Annotated in this window: 13 protein-coding genes and 1 tRNA gene; 3 read left to right on the top strand and 11 right to left on the bottom strand. The window is 68.3% G+C overall.

Annotation, left to right across the window (positions count from 1 at the left end):
* Positions 1-74 precede the first annotated feature (74 nt).
* The 11 genes from polA to ACIBEF_RS28295 all read right to left on the bottom strand — a co-directional run bounded on the left by polA (position 75) and on the right by ACIBEF_RS28295 (position 12524).
* On the bottom strand, positions 75-2774 hold the full coding sequence (polA, locus tag ACIBEF_RS28345) for a DNA polymerase I (protein ID WP_396796294.1): 2700 nt from the start codon (positions 2772-2774) through the stop codon (positions 75-77).
* Positions 2775-2864: 90 nt separating this feature from the next.
* The gene (locus ACIBEF_RS28340; RefSeq protein WP_396796326.1) at positions 2865-3617 is read right to left on the bottom strand and encodes an amino acid ABC transporter ATP-binding protein; all 753 of its coding nucleotides are present in this window, start codon (positions 3615-3617) and stop codon (positions 2865-2867) included.
* Between the two features lie 53 nt (positions 3618-3670).
* Positions 3671-4648: an amino acid ABC transporter permease gene (locus ACIBEF_RS28335; protein ID WP_355007595.1), complete on the bottom strand. Its 978-nt coding sequence runs from the start codon at positions 4646-4648 to the stop codon at positions 3671-3673.
* Between the two features lie 3 nt (positions 4649-4651).
* On the bottom strand, positions 4652-5563 hold the full coding sequence (locus ACIBEF_RS28330) for an ABC transporter substrate-binding protein (protein WP_396796292.1): 912 nt from the start codon (positions 5561-5563) through the stop codon (positions 4652-4654).
* A gap of 35 nt (positions 5564-5598) precedes the next feature.
* The gene (locus tag ACIBEF_RS28325; protein ID WP_355007597.1) at positions 5599-6309 is read right to left on the bottom strand and encodes an ABC transporter ATP-binding protein; all 711 of its coding nucleotides are present in this window, start codon (positions 6307-6309) and stop codon (positions 5599-5601) included.
* Positions 6299-7144: an ABC transporter ATP-binding protein gene (locus ACIBEF_RS28320; RefSeq protein WP_396796290.1), complete on the bottom strand. Its 846-nt coding sequence runs from the start codon at positions 7142-7144 to the stop codon at positions 6299-6301. The genes ACIBEF_RS28325 and ACIBEF_RS28320 overlap by 11 nt, the downstream gene beginning before the upstream one ends.
* Positions 7137-8246 carry a branched-chain amino acid ABC transporter permease gene (locus ACIBEF_RS28315; RefSeq protein WP_091407909.1) on the bottom strand — a complete coding sequence of 370 codons (1110 nt, stop codon included), beginning with the start codon at positions 8244-8246 and terminating at the stop codon, positions 7137-7139. The genes ACIBEF_RS28320 and ACIBEF_RS28315 overlap by 8 nt, the downstream gene beginning before the upstream one ends.
* Positions 8243-9193: a branched-chain amino acid ABC transporter permease gene (locus tag ACIBEF_RS28310; RefSeq protein WP_091407906.1), complete on the bottom strand. Its 951-nt coding sequence runs from the start codon at positions 9191-9193 to the stop codon at positions 8243-8245. Before ACIBEF_RS28310 ends, ACIBEF_RS28315 begins: the two co-directional genes overlap by 4 nt.
* A gap of 109 nt (positions 9194-9302) precedes the next feature.
* The gene (locus tag ACIBEF_RS28305) at positions 9303-10463 is read right to left on the bottom strand and encodes a branched-chain amino acid ABC transporter substrate-binding protein (protein ID WP_396796288.1); all 1161 of its coding nucleotides are present in this window, start codon (positions 10461-10463) and stop codon (positions 9303-9305) included.
* A gap of 257 nt (positions 10464-10720) precedes the next feature.
* Positions 10721-11890 carry a hypothetical protein gene (locus tag ACIBEF_RS28300; RefSeq protein WP_396796287.1) on the bottom strand — a complete coding sequence of 390 codons (1170 nt, stop codon included), beginning with the start codon at positions 11888-11890 and terminating at the stop codon, positions 10721-10723.
* 13 nt (positions 11891-11903) lie between these two features.
* Positions 11904-12524 (bottom strand): ANTAR domain-containing response regulator, encoded by a 621-nt coding sequence (locus ACIBEF_RS28295; RefSeq protein ID WP_091408093.1) that lies wholly within the window; start codon positions 12522-12524, stop codon positions 11904-11906.
* A 97-nt stretch (positions 12525-12621) separates the two neighbouring features.
* On the opposite strand from ACIBEF_RS28295, the gene ACIBEF_RS28290 reads away from it, so the two are divergent.
* From ACIBEF_RS28290 to ACIBEF_RS28280, 3 genes are all read left to right on the top strand, one after another.
* A tRNA-Leu gene (locus tag ACIBEF_RS28290) sits at positions 12622-12696 on the top strand.
* Positions 12697-13059: 363 nt separating this feature from the next.
* Positions 13060-13482 carry a hypothetical protein gene (locus ACIBEF_RS28285; RefSeq protein WP_396796286.1) on the top strand — a complete coding sequence of 141 codons (423 nt, stop codon included), beginning with the start codon at positions 13060-13062 and terminating at the stop codon, positions 13480-13482.
* 91 nt (positions 13483-13573) lie between these two features.
* Positions 13574-14224 (top strand): NAD-dependent epimerase/dehydratase family protein, encoded by a 651-nt coding sequence (locus tag ACIBEF_RS28280; RefSeq protein ID WP_396796285.1) that lies wholly within the window; start codon positions 13574-13576, stop codon positions 14222-14224.
* Positions 14225-14315 lie beyond the last annotated feature (91 nt).

The raw sequence follows: 14315 nt of genomic DNA, 5'->3' as shown, positions 1-14315 counted from the left end.
CCACGCCAGCGGCCGCGACCAGGGCGACCAGGTCAGGGGTTCCGGGGCACCCCCACACCGCAACCAACACAGGGTCAGTGATCAGCGCTGTTCCAGTCCCGTCCCAGACCGACCGACACCTCCAGCGGCACCGACAACGGGTGAGCCTCGCCCATCTCCCGCCGGACCAGGGCCTCCAACGCCTCCCGCTCACCCGGCGCGACCTCGAAGACCAACTCGTCGTGCACCTGCAACAGCATCCGTGAGCCCAGCCCAGCCTCGCGGAGCGCGGTGTCGACGTGCAGCATCGCCACCTTGATGATGTCGGCGGCGGAGCCCTGGATGGGGGCGTTGAGCGCCATCCGCTCCGCGATGTCACGGCGCTGCCGGTTGTCGCTGACCAGGTCGGGCAGGTAACGGCGTCGGCCGAGGATGGTGGAGGTGTAGCCGTCCTGGCGGGCCCGGGCGACCACCTGCTGGAGGTAGTCGCGCACCCCACCGAAGCCGGCGAAGTAGTTCTCCATCAGCCCGCGCGCCTCTTCGGTGCTGATGCTGAGCTGTTGGGACAGGCCGAAGGCGCTCAGGCCGTACGCCAGGCCGTAGTTCATGGCCTTGATTTTCCGGCGCTGGTCGGGGGTGACCTCGCCGAGCGGCACCCCGAAGACCGACGAGGCGGTGGCGGCGTGGAAGTCGGCGCCGGAGTTGAACGCGTCGATCAGCGCGTCGTCCGAGCTGAGGTGCGCCATGATGCGCATCTCGATCTGGCTGTAGTCGGCGGTGAGCAGAGACTCGTAGCCGTCTCCGACCACGAAGGCCCGACGGATCCGACGGCCCTCCTCGGTGCGGATCGGGATGTTCTGCAGGTTGGGCTCGGTGGAGGAGAGCCGACCGGTGGCCGCCACGGTCTGGTTGAAGGTGGTGTGGATCCGGCCGTCGTCGGAGACCGACTTCAGCAGCCCGTCGACTGTCGACTTGAGCTTGGCAACGTCGCGGTGACGCAGCAGGTGGGCCAGCACCGGGTGCGGCTGCTGCGCGTAGAGCCACTGCAGGGCGTCGGCGTCGGTGGTGTAGCCCGTCTTGATCTTCTTGGTCTTCGGCAGACCCAGTTCGGTGAAGAGGATCTCCTGCAACTGCTTGGGCGAGCCGAGGTTGAACTCCCGACCCACCGCCTCGTACGCGCCCTGCGCGGCGGCCTTCACCTCGGCGGCGAAGTGGGCCTCCAGCTCGGAGAGGTAGTCGGTGTCGGCGGCGATGCCGGTGCTCTCCATGGTGGCCAGCACCCGCATCAGCGGCAGCTCCACGCCGGCCATCAGCCGGGCCGACTGCTCGCCGTCGCGGGACAGTTCGGCGTCGATCGCGTCGGCCAGGTCGAGGGTGGCACGGGCCTGGAGCATCAGGTTCTGCTCGACCACCCCTTCGTCCCCGAGGCCGTCGAGGGTGAGCTGGCCGGACTCCGGGACGTCCACCCGCAGCTCCCGGTGCAGGTAGCGCAGCGCCAGGTCGGTCAGGTCGTAGGACCGCTGATCGGGGCGGGCCAGGTACGCGGCGATCTGGGTGTCCCGGACGATGCCGGCGAGCTGCCAGCCGTGTGCGGCGCAGGCCAGCACGGCCGGCTTGCTGTCGTGCAGCACCTTGGGGCGCTGCTCGTCGGCCAACCAGCTGGCCAGGGCGTCCTCGTCGGTCGGGTCGAGCCTTGCCGGGTCGACCCAGGCCGCCGCGCCGCCGGCGGTGGCCAGCGCGAGACCGGTGATCGAGGCGGTGTGCCGGCGGTTTGGGCCGGTGTCGAATTTGACCGCCAACCCGACCGGGGTGCCGGTCGGGACGTGCGTGGTCAGCCACCCGGCCAGCGCGCCGGGCTCGGTGAGCACCTCGCCGGTGAGGTCGAAGCCGGACTCGGCCTCCGGCTCGACCGCTTCCAGGTATTGGTAGAGGCGGTCGCGCAGGATGCGGAACTCCAGGGTGTCGAAGACCTGGTGCACCGCCTCCCGGTCCCAACCCGTCCAGCGGCTGTCCTCCGCGCGTAGCGGCAGCTCCAGGTCGGAGACGAGGCGGTTGATCTCGTAGTTGCGGATCACGTCGGCGAGCCGCTCCCGCAGGCTGTCGCCGGCCTTGCCCTTGATCTCGTCGGCCCGGGCGATGACGCCCTCCACCCCGCCGTACGTGGTGATCCACTTGGCGGCGGTCTTCGGGCCGACGCCCGGGATGCCGGGCAGGTTGTCACTGGTCTCGCCGACCAGCGCGGCGAGGTCCCGGTACTGCTGTGGCGCAACGCCGTACTTCGCCTCGATCGCCGCCGGGTCCATCCGGGCCAGGTCGGAGACGCCCTTGCGCGGGTAGAGGACGGTGATCTGATCGTCGACCAGCTGGAACGCGTCGCGGTCACCGCTGCTGATCAACACCGACATGCCCTGGTCGCGGGCCTGGCAGGCGAGCGTGGCGATGACGTCGTCGGCCTCGAAGCCCTCTTTTTCCACCACGGGGATCTGCAGCGCGGCCAGGACCTCCTTGACCAGGCTGACCTGCCCCTTGAAGTCGGTCGGGGTCTCGCTGCGGCCGGCCTTGTACTCCGCGTACCTGTCGGTGCGGAAGGAGTGGCGGGAGACGTCGAAGGCCACCACGATGTGGGTGGGTTGCTCGTCGCGCAGCACGTTGATCAGCATCGAGGTGAAGCCGTACACCGCGTTGGTCGGCTGCCCCGTCGTGGTGGAGAAGTTTTCCACGGGCAGGGCGAAGAACGCCCGATATGCCATGGAATGTCCGTCAACGAGAAGCAGGCGCGGCGTCGTAGCTGTCACGGCAGCGACTCTAGTCCGCCGCTACGACAGGACGGGACACCGGCACGACGCCCGGCGCGGCCGAACGGAACGGCCGCGCCGGGCGTCGGCTCAGAGCACCTTGGCCAGGAACGCCTTCGTCCGGTCGTGCCGGGGGTTGGCGATCACCTCGCGCGGCGCGCCGGACTCCACCACCACACCGTCGTCCATGAAGACCAGCGAATCGCCGATCTCCCGGGCGAAGCCGATCTCATGGGTCACCACGATCATCGTCATGCCGTCGCGGGCGAGGTCCTTCATCACGTCGAGCACCTCGCCGACCAGCTCCGGGTCCAGCGCGCTGGTGGGCTCGTCGAAGAGCATCAACTTCGGCTGCATCGCCAACGCCCGGGCGATGGCGACGCGCTGCTGCTGCCCGCCGGAGAGCTGCCCAGGGTAGTTGCCCAGCTTGTCGCCGAGCCCGACCCGCTCGAGCAGCGCGGCGGCCCGCTCCCGGGCGGCGGCCTTGCGCTCCCGGCCCAACAGCACCGGCGCCTCGGCGACGTTCTGCAGGGCGGTCATGTGCGGAAAGAGGTTGAACCGCTGGAACACCATGCCGATCGCGCGGCGCTGGGCGGCGATCTCCTTCTCCCGCATCTCGTGCAGCTTGCCACCGCGTTCCCGGTAGCCGATCAGGTCGCCATCCACCCGGATCCGGCCGGCGTTGATCTTCTCCAGATGGTTGATGCAGCGCAGGAACGTCGACTTGCCCGAGCCGGAGGGCCCGAGCAGACAACAGACCTCGCCGCTGCGGACCTCCAGGTCGATGCCCTTGAGCACCTCCACCGGCCCGAACGACTTGTGCACCTGCTCGGCACGGACCATCACGCCGTCGCCGGCCGTATCCGCGGCCTCCGCCGATGTCGTCACCTGCGTCATCACCGACCCGCCTCGCTCGCGCTGCCGCCGGCCTCAGCGGTGATCCCGCGCAGTCTGATCTTCGCTTGGGCGCTCCTGCCGAATCCCCTGGAGAAGTGTCGCTCCAGGTAGTACTGCCCGACGAGCAGCACGCTGGTCAGCAGCAGGTACCACAGGCAGGCCGCCACGTACATCGGGAAGACCTGGAAGGTCCGGTTACCCACGGCCTTGAGCTGGAAGAACAGCTCGGTGGAGACCGGCACGAAGGCCACCAGCGAGGTGTCCTTGAGCATCGCGATGGTCTCGTTGCCGGTCGGCGGGATGATCACCCGCATCGCCTGCGGCAGCACGATCCGACGCAAAATCTGGGTACGGCTCAGACCCAGCGCCTGCGCCGCCTCGGTCTGCCCCTCGTCCACCGACTGGATCCCGGCCCGGACGATCTCGGCCATGTACGCCGCCTCGGAGAGCCCGAGCGCCAGCATGCCGGCGACGAATCCCGTGAGGATCTCCAGCGCGGAGAAGCCGAACAGACGTGCCTCGAAGTCGTCGACGCCGAAGAGCGCGCCGATCTGCCGATCGAACGGGAGACCGAACTCGATCCGGGCCCAGAGGATGCCGAGGTTGCCGAAGAGGATCGCCAGCACGAGCCGGGGCACGGCCCGGAAGAACCAGGTGTACGCCCAGGAGACGCCCCGCAGGATCGGGTTCTCCGACAACCGCATGATGGCGACGACAACGCCGAGACTGACGCCGATCAGCATCGCGAGCACGGTCAACGCGAGCGTGCCGCGCAGACCCTCCATGATCGGCGGCCGGAACATCTCGTCGACCATGAACGCCCAGTTGAACGCCTTGTTCGTCACCAGCAGGTGGACGAACATGGCCACCAGCACCCCGATCACGGCGACCGCTACCCAACGCCCGGGATGCCGGACGGGCACGGCCTGGATGGGTTCCGGCCGTGCCCGTTCGGTTGTGTCCGTTTCCGACGACATGCGTCAGCTGGCGGGGTTCAGCGCCGAGGAGGTGATGGCGCCGCCCTCGACGCCCCACTTCTTCAACGCGGTCTGGTACGAGCCGTCAGCGATGACCGCCTGGACGGCTTCCTTGAGCACCTCGGCGAAGGCGGTCTGGTCCTTCTTGACGGCGTAGCCGTACGGGGCGGACTCGTAGATGTCGCCGATCAGCTCCAGCGAGCCGTTGCTCTGCTTCACCGCGTACGCCCCGACCGGCGAGTCGGCCAGCATGGCGTCGTTCTTGCCGCTGAACACGGCGGCCGTGGCGTCGCTCTGCGCCTGGTACTGGTCGATGGCGATCGCCGGCTTGCCACCGGTGGTGCACTTCTTCGACCGGGCGGTGATGTCGTCGACCTGCACGGTGCCGGTCTGCACGGCGATCTTCTTGCCGCAGGCGTTGTCAATGTCGACCTTGGCCGCGTTACCGGCCTTGGTCACCCACTGGGTGCCGGCGGAGAAGTAGCTCACCATGTTGACGCTCGTGAGGCGCTCGGCGTTGATCGTGAACGACGACACGCCGATCTCGTACTTGCCGGAGTCGACACCGGGCAGGATCGCGTCGAACGGTGCCGACTCGTACTCGGCCTTGAGACCGAGCTTCTGCGCCACCGCGTTGAACAGCTCGACGTCGAAGCCGACCACCGTCTTGCCATCGAGGTCGAGGAACTCCGCCGGGGCGTACGTCGAGTCGGTGCCGACCTTGATCACACCGTCGGCCTTGATGGCGTCGGGCACCTTGCCGGCCAACGCCGAGTCGGCCGCCGCCGTGACGGTCGGGCCGGCACCGGGCGAGCCGCTGTTCTCCTTCTCCCCACACGCCGTCAGCGAGAGGGCGATCAGCGCCGCACTGGCGGCACCGAGCGCCGCCCGCCGGGCACCGTTGGTATTGAACATTTCTGCACTCCTTGCGTGAGGGGTGTGACGGCCGCTCAGGCCACGCCGAGGTATGCCTCTTTGACCGCCGGGTCGTGCAGCAGCTCGGCGCCGGTTCCGGTCTTGACGATCCGGCCGGTCTCGAGCACGTACGCCCGGTGCGCTCGGGCCAACGCCTGCTGCGCGTTCTGCTCCACCAGCAGGACTGTGGTGCCCTGCTCGTTGATCTCCTTGATGATGTCGAAGATCTGTTGGATCAGCATCGGTGCCAACCCCATCGAGGGCTCGTCGAGCAACAGCAGCTTGGGCCGGCTCATCAACGCCCTACCGACGGCCAGCATCTGCTGCTCGCCGCCGGACAGGGTGCCGCCGGCCTGCTTACGTCGCTCCGCCAACCGGGGGAAGAGGTCGAGCACCCGGGCCAGGTCCTCGGCGATCCCGGCGCGGTCGCGCCGGGTGTACGCCCCCATGTCCAGATTCTCGAGCACCGACATGCCGGGGAAGATCCCCCGGCCCTCGGGCGCCTGGCAGAGCCCCCGCCGGACCCGCAGGTCGGCTCGGAGCTTGGAGATGTCCTCACCCTCGAAGCGGATGCTGCCGGTGGCGATCGGCCGGATCCCGGAGATCGCCCGCATGGTGGTCGACTTCCCGGCGCCGTTGGCGCCGATCAGCGCGACGATCTCACCCTCGGCCACGGTCAGGCTGATGCCGTGCAACGCCTGGATCCGCCCGTAGAGCAGGCTCACATCGTCGATCTCAAGCAACATCGTCCGGCACCCCCAGGTACGCCGCGACCACCTTCGGGTTGTCCCGCACCTCGGCGGGCAGCCCTTCGGCGATCTTCTTTCCGAACTCCAGCACGACGATCCGGTCAGTGACGCCCATGACCAGGCGCATGTCGTGCTCGATCAGCAGCACGGTCACGCCGGTGTCCCGGACCTGCCGGATGAGCTGGAGCAGCTCCTCCTTCTCCGCCGGGTTGAAGCCGGCGGCCGGCTCGTCCAGGCAGAGCAGCACCGGATCGGTGGCCAGCGCCCGGGCGATCTCCAGCCGCCGCTGCTCCCCGTAGGAGAGGTTGCGGGCGAACTCGTGCAGCCGGTGCCGGATGCCGACGAACTCCAGCAGCCGCTCGGCCTTCTCCCGTCCCTCACGCTCCTCGCGCCGGTGCCGAGGCAACCGGAACAGGGCGGAGAGCACGCTGGTCTTGTGGTGCGCGTCCGCGCCGACCTGGACGTTCTCCAGGGCGGTCATCTCCGGGAACAGGCGGATGTTCTGGAACGTCCGGGCCATACCCATCTGGGTGATCTGGTGGCGCTTCTTCCCGCTGATCTTGCCGCCACGGAACCGGATCTCACCATTGGTGGGCTGGTAGATGCCGGTCATCGCGTTGAAGCAGGTGGTCTTGCCAGCGCCGTTCGGGCCGATCAGCCCGAGGATCTCCCCCTTGTAGAGGGTGAAGTTGACGTTGTCGAGCGCGACCACGCCGCCGAAGCGCAGCGTGACATTGTCGACCTCCAGCAGCGGCTCCCGGTTGGGGACTGCCTCCACCGCCGGCGCGCCGGCCTGCGCCGGAACAGCCGGCGTCTGATCGGTGTCACTCACCGACGATCACCTCCTTGCGACGGTCTTTGAACTCCGCCGCCCGTCGTCGGTTCGGAATCAGGCCTTCCGGCCGGAAGATCATCATCACCACGAGGACCAGACCGAAGATCAGGAACCGGTACTCGTACAGCTCCACGCCGAACAGCTCGATGCCGCGGAACCGCTCGATCATGTACGCCACCAGACCACCACCGACGATCGCGCCGACGATGTTGCCCGAACCACCGAAGATCACCGCCGCCAGGATGATGATCGAGTTGAGCAGCTCGAAGTTCTGCGAGTTGACGAAGTTCTGCTTACCCGCGAAGAGCGCGCCGGCCAGGCCGGCGATCGCGGCACCCGAGGCGAACGCCCAGAGCTTGAACTTGAACGTCGGCACACCCATCAGCTGCGCGGCGTCCTCGTCCTCCCGGATCGAGATCCAGGCCCGACCGACCCGACTGTGCGTCAGGTTCCGCACACCGATCACCACCAGGATGATCAGCGTGAGCACCAGCCAGTAGTACGGACGGGCGTCCAGCACGCCGAAGAACGGCTTGCCGTCGGCGTACTTGCCGGGCGGGTGCGGGATCTGGTTGAAGCCCCGCTGGCCCTTGAGGAACTCAGAGCTCACCGCGGCGATCCGGATCATCTCGGCGAAGCCGAGCGTCACGATCGCCAGGTAGTCACCGCGCAGACGCAGCGTCGGCGTACCGAGCATCACGCCCGAGAGCATGGTCAGCCCGATCGCCAGCGGCACCACGAGCAGCCACGGCCAGAGCGTCTTGAGGTTGCTGCTCGGCGACGTCAGCACCGCGACGGTGTACGCGCCGACGGCGAAGAAGCCGAAGTAGCCCAGGTCGAGCAGGCCGGCGAAACCGACCACGATGTTCAACCCGACGGCCAGCAGCACGTAGATCGAGACGGTGAACAGCACCTGCGTGAAGTTCGCACCGGGGGTCGGGATCGGCCCGAGATACTGGTAGAACTCCCTGTTCGGCAGCGCGTAGAAGAACGCGATCACCGCGACCAGCAACGCCCAACGCACCCAGCGCGGAGCACCGCGCCACCGTTCTCCGGCCGCCTCGCGGCCAGAGCGCACCCTCTCCAGGACGGTCGTCATGCCCGTGCCCTCCCCAGCGATTCGCCCAGCAGACCGGTCGGCCGGAACATCAGCAGCACCACCAACACCGCGAAGGCAGCGAAGTCCTTCCACTGACTGCCGAACAGACCGGCGGCGTAGTTCTCCACCACGCCCAGCAGCAGGCCACCGATCAGCGCGCCGCGCAGGTTACCGATACCACCCAGCACCGCGGCGGTGAAGGCCTTGAGGCCCAGGAGGAAGCCGACGCTGTAGGTCAGGGTCTGGATCCGCACGTCGTACAGCAGACCGGCCACGCCGGCCATGGCACCACCGGTGATGAAGACCATCAGGATGATCCGGTCCTTGTTCACACCCATCAGCGCGGCGGTGTTGGCGTCCTGGGCCACGGCCCGGATGCCCCGACCGGTACGGCTGCGGTTGATGAAGAGGTCCAGCAGGACCATCATCAGCAGCGCCGCGCCGATCGTCAGCAGTTGCACCGAGTCGATCGGCACGCCGAAAAGGTGGAACAGCGGCTTGCTGCTCACCAGACTGGGCGCGCCCTCCGGCAGTCGGCGGGTCCAGATGCCGAAGGCCTCGGAGATCGCGATCGAGGCGCCGATCGCGGTGATCAGGAAGGCCAGCGGCGGGGCGTTGCGCTTACGCAACGGCCGGTACGCCACCCGCTCGATCACCGTCGCCGTGCCCGCCGAGGCGATGGCGGCGACGATCATCGCCACCAGCAGGTAGAACAGGATCGATCCAATCCCACTGACCTGTGAGTTCTGGTCGAGTCCAAAGCCGTTCCAGGTCCAGATCGCCGCGAACGCGCCGGCGATGAAGACCTCGGAGTGAGCGAAGTTGATGAGTCTCAGCACGCCGTAGACCAGCGTGTATCCGAGCGCGACCAGGGCGTAGATCGCGCCCTGGGTCAGGCCGGTCGTGGTGAGTTCCCCGAAGTTGGAGAACAGTCCATTGAAGTCCAAGGGAGGGACGCTCCATCACGTCTGGAGAGAAAATTGGGGTGCGGCCGGGAGCGAGCAGCTCCCGGCCGCACCCGCGATCACAACTCAATCGCCGAAGCAGCGACCAACATCAGGACTTCGGGATCTCCTGGTCCGGGACAACCTTGCCGCCGGTGACCTTGAAGGCCCACACCTTGACCTGAGCCGGGTCCAGCTCGCCGGTCTCGGTGAACTTGTAGCTCGCCGCGACACCCTCGCCGCTGTAGCCCTTCACGAACTCCAGCAGGCCCTCACGGGTGGTCTTGCCAGCCTTGATACCGGCCAGCAGGATGTTCGCCGCGTCGTAGGCGGTGTCGCTGTAGGTGCCCGGCTCGGTGCCGGTCAGCGCCTTGAACTCCTGCACGAAGGTGCCTCGGGCCTCAGCGGCCGGCTGGCACGGGCAGGTGAGGATGGTGCCCTCGGCCGCCGCCTGGCCAGCGGAGGTGACGTACGCACCGTCGTTGACGCCGTCGCCGGCGACCAGCGGCGCGGTGACCCCGGCAGCGGTGAGCTGCTTACGGATCAGGCCGGCCTCCTGGTAGTAACCGCCGTAGAAGATCGCCTTCACGTTGGCGGCCTTGACCTTGGTGACCACACCGGAGAACTCGGTCTGCTTGCCCTCGCCCTGGACCTTGTCCGAGCCGACAACCGCCGAGCCGAGCACCTTCTTGACCTCGTCGGCCAGGCCGGCACCGTACGCGGACTGGTCGTCGATGACGTAGACCTTGTCGGCCTTCATCACGTTCTTCATGTAGTTGCCGGCCGCCGGGCCCTGGCTGAAGTCGTTGCCGACCGCGCGGAAGAAGGTCTTCCACTTCTGGTCGGCCAGGCTCGGCCGGGTCGCGGACGGGGTGATGGTCACCAGGCCGGCCTCGTTGAACAGCGGGCCAGCAGCCTCGGACTCACCCGAGTAGGCCGGGCCGACGATGCCAAGGATCTTGGTGTCGTCGATCGCCTTCTGCGCCAGACCAGGCGCCTGGTCGGGGCTACCCTGCGAGTCCAGGGCGGCCAGCTCGACCTTGCAGTCGGCGTTTTCCTTGTTGTACTTGTCGACGGCGAGCTTGACACCGTTGTTCTCGTTGATGCCGAGCGCGGCCGAGCTGCCGGTCAGCGCGCCGAAGAACGCGATCTTGCTGCCGCAGGCGTCACCGCCGCCGCCTGCCGAATCATCGCCACTGGAGCATGCGGTTCCGCCGGCGACGAGCGCCACCATGGCGACCCCACCGATAACGCGCGCGAGCTTTTGCCTCAAGGCCCGAACCCTCCTCGTCCCATGGTCCGAACCACCCGCTGGCTATTGGCCCTTGCGGGGGCGGACGAACCAGACCGTCGTCGCCGGTCTGGGGCCGGACGTTATCCCACCGTGGAGCTGTGACGTAAGCCCCAAGCGAGCGGGTTGACCGAACCGTTACACGCCGTGGCGGATTGGAAACGATCCCTGTAAGAACCTTCGGTCGTGAAGCTTTCTCACCTTCGTTTCGTCGGCACCGGCCAGAGGGCTTCCGTCAGCTACCGATCAAGGTCCGACACCCCGGCCCACCAGGCACGCGACGTTTCTCCATCGTCGGCCACCACCAGCAGTCGATCTCCAGTCGAGGTCACCGAGACCGCAGTATCTCCGCTGTCCGGCACGGGCCGCGGCATGCTCACCGCCCGCCATGACTCGCCCACATCGACCGAGAGCCACAGTGCGTGACGGTCCCCGTCCCTCGTCACCGCCACCAACCTCTGCCCGACAGCCACCAGCCCGGCCACCGACGCCACACCCGGCCCGACCGCCCCGAACCCGCCCGCCGGCCGCCAACCCTGCGCCGTGAGCCGCCAACTGCCGAATCCAGCCCGCACCGGCCCGACCGCCACCGGCACGCCGCCAGCCACTGCCACCCGTTGCGCCTGCCCCCGCCCATCCACCACCGGCAGGGCGGCCCGCCGCCAACTCCGGCCGTCCGGCGAGGACCAGGCCAGCGGCACCAGCGCCGTACCCCCGGGCGGCAGCAACGAACCCACCACCAGCCAGCCCGACGGCACGGCTACCGCGTCGTACGCCGCCGTCCGACCCCGCTCGTCACCGGCCAGCTCCGGCGCGCCCTCCACCAGCGCGAACGCGGCCGCATCCGGGGAGATCCAGACCGCCGCACCGTCGACCCGACTACCGGCGATCAACCAGCCCCGCGGCCCCGCCGCCAGCCGGGCCACGCTGACCGCTTTCGGCCCGGCGTACCGCTCGAAGGGCGCGTCCACCTCGCGCAGCGAGCCGTCCGACGCCTGCCTCCAGGTGCCCGTGCGGGGATTGCCGTGCGCACCCCCGTTCTTCGCCCCGACCGCCGCCAACCGTCCGTCTCGGCAGGCCGCCGCGGAGAGCACGTGCTGTCGGCCGTAGAACGTCACCGGCGCCGTCGGCAGCGGCACCCAGGAACTGGCGTCCGGGCCGGTCCAGGCGGCCGGGTGGGTCTCCCCGGCCGGATCGACCACACCCCCGACCACGTACCACCGGCCGGCACAGGCCGTGGCGTCGCGCAGCACCGGTCGACCCGGCACACCCGGTGTGTCCGGCAGGACCACCGACTGCCAGGCCGGCCGGACCGGTAGCGGCTCCGGACAGGCGGGACAGGCCGAGGACTCACAGGCCGCCACCAGCACGGCGAGAACGCCGAGCACCGCCCCCATCCGCCTCGACACGGGTCGACGCCGGTCAGGGTGCCGGCAGGGTCACCTCGCCGCCGGCGGTCTCCGCGAGGATCCGCTCGGCAACCTCTTTCATGGTCATCCGGTGGTCCATCGCCGTGCGCTGGATCCACTTGAACGCCTGCGGCTCGGTCATCCCGTACGTGGTCATCAGCGCGCCCTTGGCGCGCTCCACCGACTTACGGATCTCCAGGCGGTCGGTCAGGCTCGCGACCTCCGCCTCCAGGGCCGCGACCTCCGAGTAACGCGACAGCGCGATCTCCACCGCCGGGACCAGGTCGCTCTTCTGGAAGGGCTTCACCAGGTACGCCATCGCGCCCGCCGCCCGTGCCCGCTCCACCAGGTCGCGCTGGCTGAACGCGGTCAGGATGATCACCGGGGCGATCCGGGCGCCGGCGATACGCTCGGCGGCGGCCAACCCATCCATGATCGGCATCTTGATGTCGAGGATGACGAGGTCGGGCTTCAGCTCCTCGGCGAGGCGGACGGCTGTCTCGCCGTCACCGGCCTCCCCCACCACCTCGTAACCCTCTTCGACGAGCATCTCGGCGAGGTCCAGCCGGATCAGCGCCTCGTCCTCGGCGATCAGTACGCGCCTACGCTCGGCATCCGTCGGCGTCTCAGCCACCAGCCCTACCCCCACCAGTTCGAACGAGGCACCCGCCCAGCCGGGTGTCACCGCCTTCAGCGTAGTGGGTATCCTGTCAGGGCTGAATCAGGGAAGCGCCCTCGTAGCCCAACTGGCAGCAGGCAATGGTCTCAAACTCCATACAGTGTGGGTTCGAATCCCACCGAGGGCACAAATTAATGTCGTACGGGCGTTCGAGCATGGTCTCGTGCATCCACCTGAGATCCGTGCTCGTGCGCGGCAGCTCTTCCTCGCTGGCGGCTCTGTCGCCGACACCGCCCGGGCTGTCGGGCTGCCCTACCGGACAGTGTGGCACTGGTGCAACGACCGGCCGGAGGCGACGTTCGCGGGCACCCAGCTCCGGTGCTTCCGCTGTCGTGACGGTGTCGACAGTCCGACAGACCCCGAAGCCTATGCGTACCTGCTCGGTCTCTACCTGGGCGACGGTCACCTCGTGACGACGGCACGCGTTCCGGTGTTGCGCATCTACTGTTCCGATGCTTGGCCCGGGCTCATCGAAGCGTGCGATGTGGCCATGCGAGCCGTGTTGGCCTCGAAGGTGCAACGGGTCCAGAAGCAGGGTTGCGTGGGCGTGCAGAGTTACGGCCTCCACTGGCCCTGTCTGCTCCCGCAGCACGGTCCCGGCAAGAAGCACAAGCGACCGATCGTCCTCGCCGACTGGCAACGACCGATCATCGAACAACACCCCGGCGACTTCCTGCGAGGGCTGTTCCACTCCGACGGCTGCCGCGTCGCCAACCGGGTCACGACGAGAGGCCGGCTTTACATCTACCCGCGCTACATGTTCGTCAACGAGTCGGCCGACATCATGCGGCTCTGCCAGTGGAGCCTCGACCTGCTCGGCGTCACCTGGCGGATGAACCGACGCAACTCGCTGTCGGTGGCACGGCGCGACGCCGTCGCCACGCTGGACCGGCACGTCGGTCCCAAGTCCTGACCGGCACCGCGCACATCATGCCGACCGTGGCAGCCTGGCTGAGGCGCCGCCGGAAGGCCGGTGGCGGTGGCGGCGACAGGGGTGCGATCTGATGCGGGTGGTTGTCTTCGGTGCGACCGGGATGGTCGGTCAGGGTGTGTTGCGCGAGTGTCTGCTCGCCGATGACGTGCGCGAGGTGCTGACTGTCGGTCGGCGGCCGACCGGTGCGCGGGATCCGAAGCTGCGGGAGCTGACGGTCGCGGACGTGGGCGAGTTGGACGCGGTGCGGGCCGAGTTGACCGGTGTCGACGCGTGTTTCTACTGCCTCGGAGTGTCCTCATTGGGTTTGGATGAGGCCGCGTACACGCGGGTCAGCTACGACTACCCCCTCGCGGCGGCGCGGTTGTTCGCGCAGGTGAGCCCGCAGGTCACCTTCGTCTACGTCTCGGGGCAGGGGACGGACTCGTCGGGTCGGGGTCGGGTGATGTGGGCGCGGGTCAAGGGGCGTGCCGAGAACGCGATCATGGATTTGCTGCCCAACGGTTACGCGGCGCGGCCGGGGTTCATCCAGCCGACGTACGGGGCGGTGTCGAAGACGCGGTGGTACCGGTTCGGGTATGCGGTCACCCGCCCGCTGTTTCCGGTGCTGCGGCGGTTGCTGCCGAACCAGGTCACCACTACCGACGGGATCGGTCGGGCGATGGTGCGGGTGGCTCGGCAGGGTTCGCCGGTGCGGGTGTTGGGCAACCGCGAGCTGCGCTAGACGAGTAAGTCCTAACGATCCCGGGGTGTGGGCATAGACGAAGGGTGTTGAAGATCTGTTTGTGACGACAGACCTCAACACCCTTCTGACC

The sequence above is a fragment of the Micromonospora sp. NPDC050795 genome (assembly GCF_044456785.1).
Classification (GTDB): domain Bacteria; phylum Actinomycetota; class Actinomycetes; order Mycobacteriales; family Micromonosporaceae; genus Micromonospora.
This window is presented reverse-complemented; position numbering and strand designations above follow the sequence as displayed.

What these genes read in the sequence shown, in the direction of transcription:
- ACIBEF_RS28340 (WP_396796326.1), bottom strand. Translation starts at nt 3,617, where the DNA reads ATGGTCCGTGCCGAGCAGGTGCACAAGTCGTTCGGGCCGGTGGAGGTG.
- ACIBEF_RS28335 (WP_355007595.1), bottom strand. Translation starts at nt 4,648, where the DNA reads ATGTCGTCGGAAACGGACACAACCGAACGGGCACGGCCGGAACCCATC.
- ACIBEF_RS28330 (WP_396796292.1), bottom strand. Translation starts at nt 5,563, where the DNA reads ATGTTCAATACCAACGGTGCCCGGCGGGCGGCGCTCGGTGCCGCCAGT.
- ACIBEF_RS28325 (WP_355007597.1), bottom strand. Translation starts at nt 6,309, where the DNA reads ATGTTGCTTGAGATCGACGATGTGAGCCTGCTCTACGGGCGGATCCAG.
- ACIBEF_RS28315 (WP_091407909.1), bottom strand. Translation starts at nt 8,246, where the DNA reads ATGACGACCGTCCTGGAGAGGGTGCGCTCTGGCCGCGAGGCGGCCGGA.
- ACIBEF_RS28285 (WP_396796286.1), top strand. Translation starts at nt 13,060, where the DNA reads ATGCGAGCCGTGTTGGCCTCGAAGGTGCAACGGGTCCAGAAGCAGGGT.
- ACIBEF_RS28280 (WP_396796285.1), top strand. Translation starts at nt 13,574, where the DNA reads ATGCGGGTGGTTGTCTTCGGTGCGACCGGGATGGTCGGTCAGGGTGTG.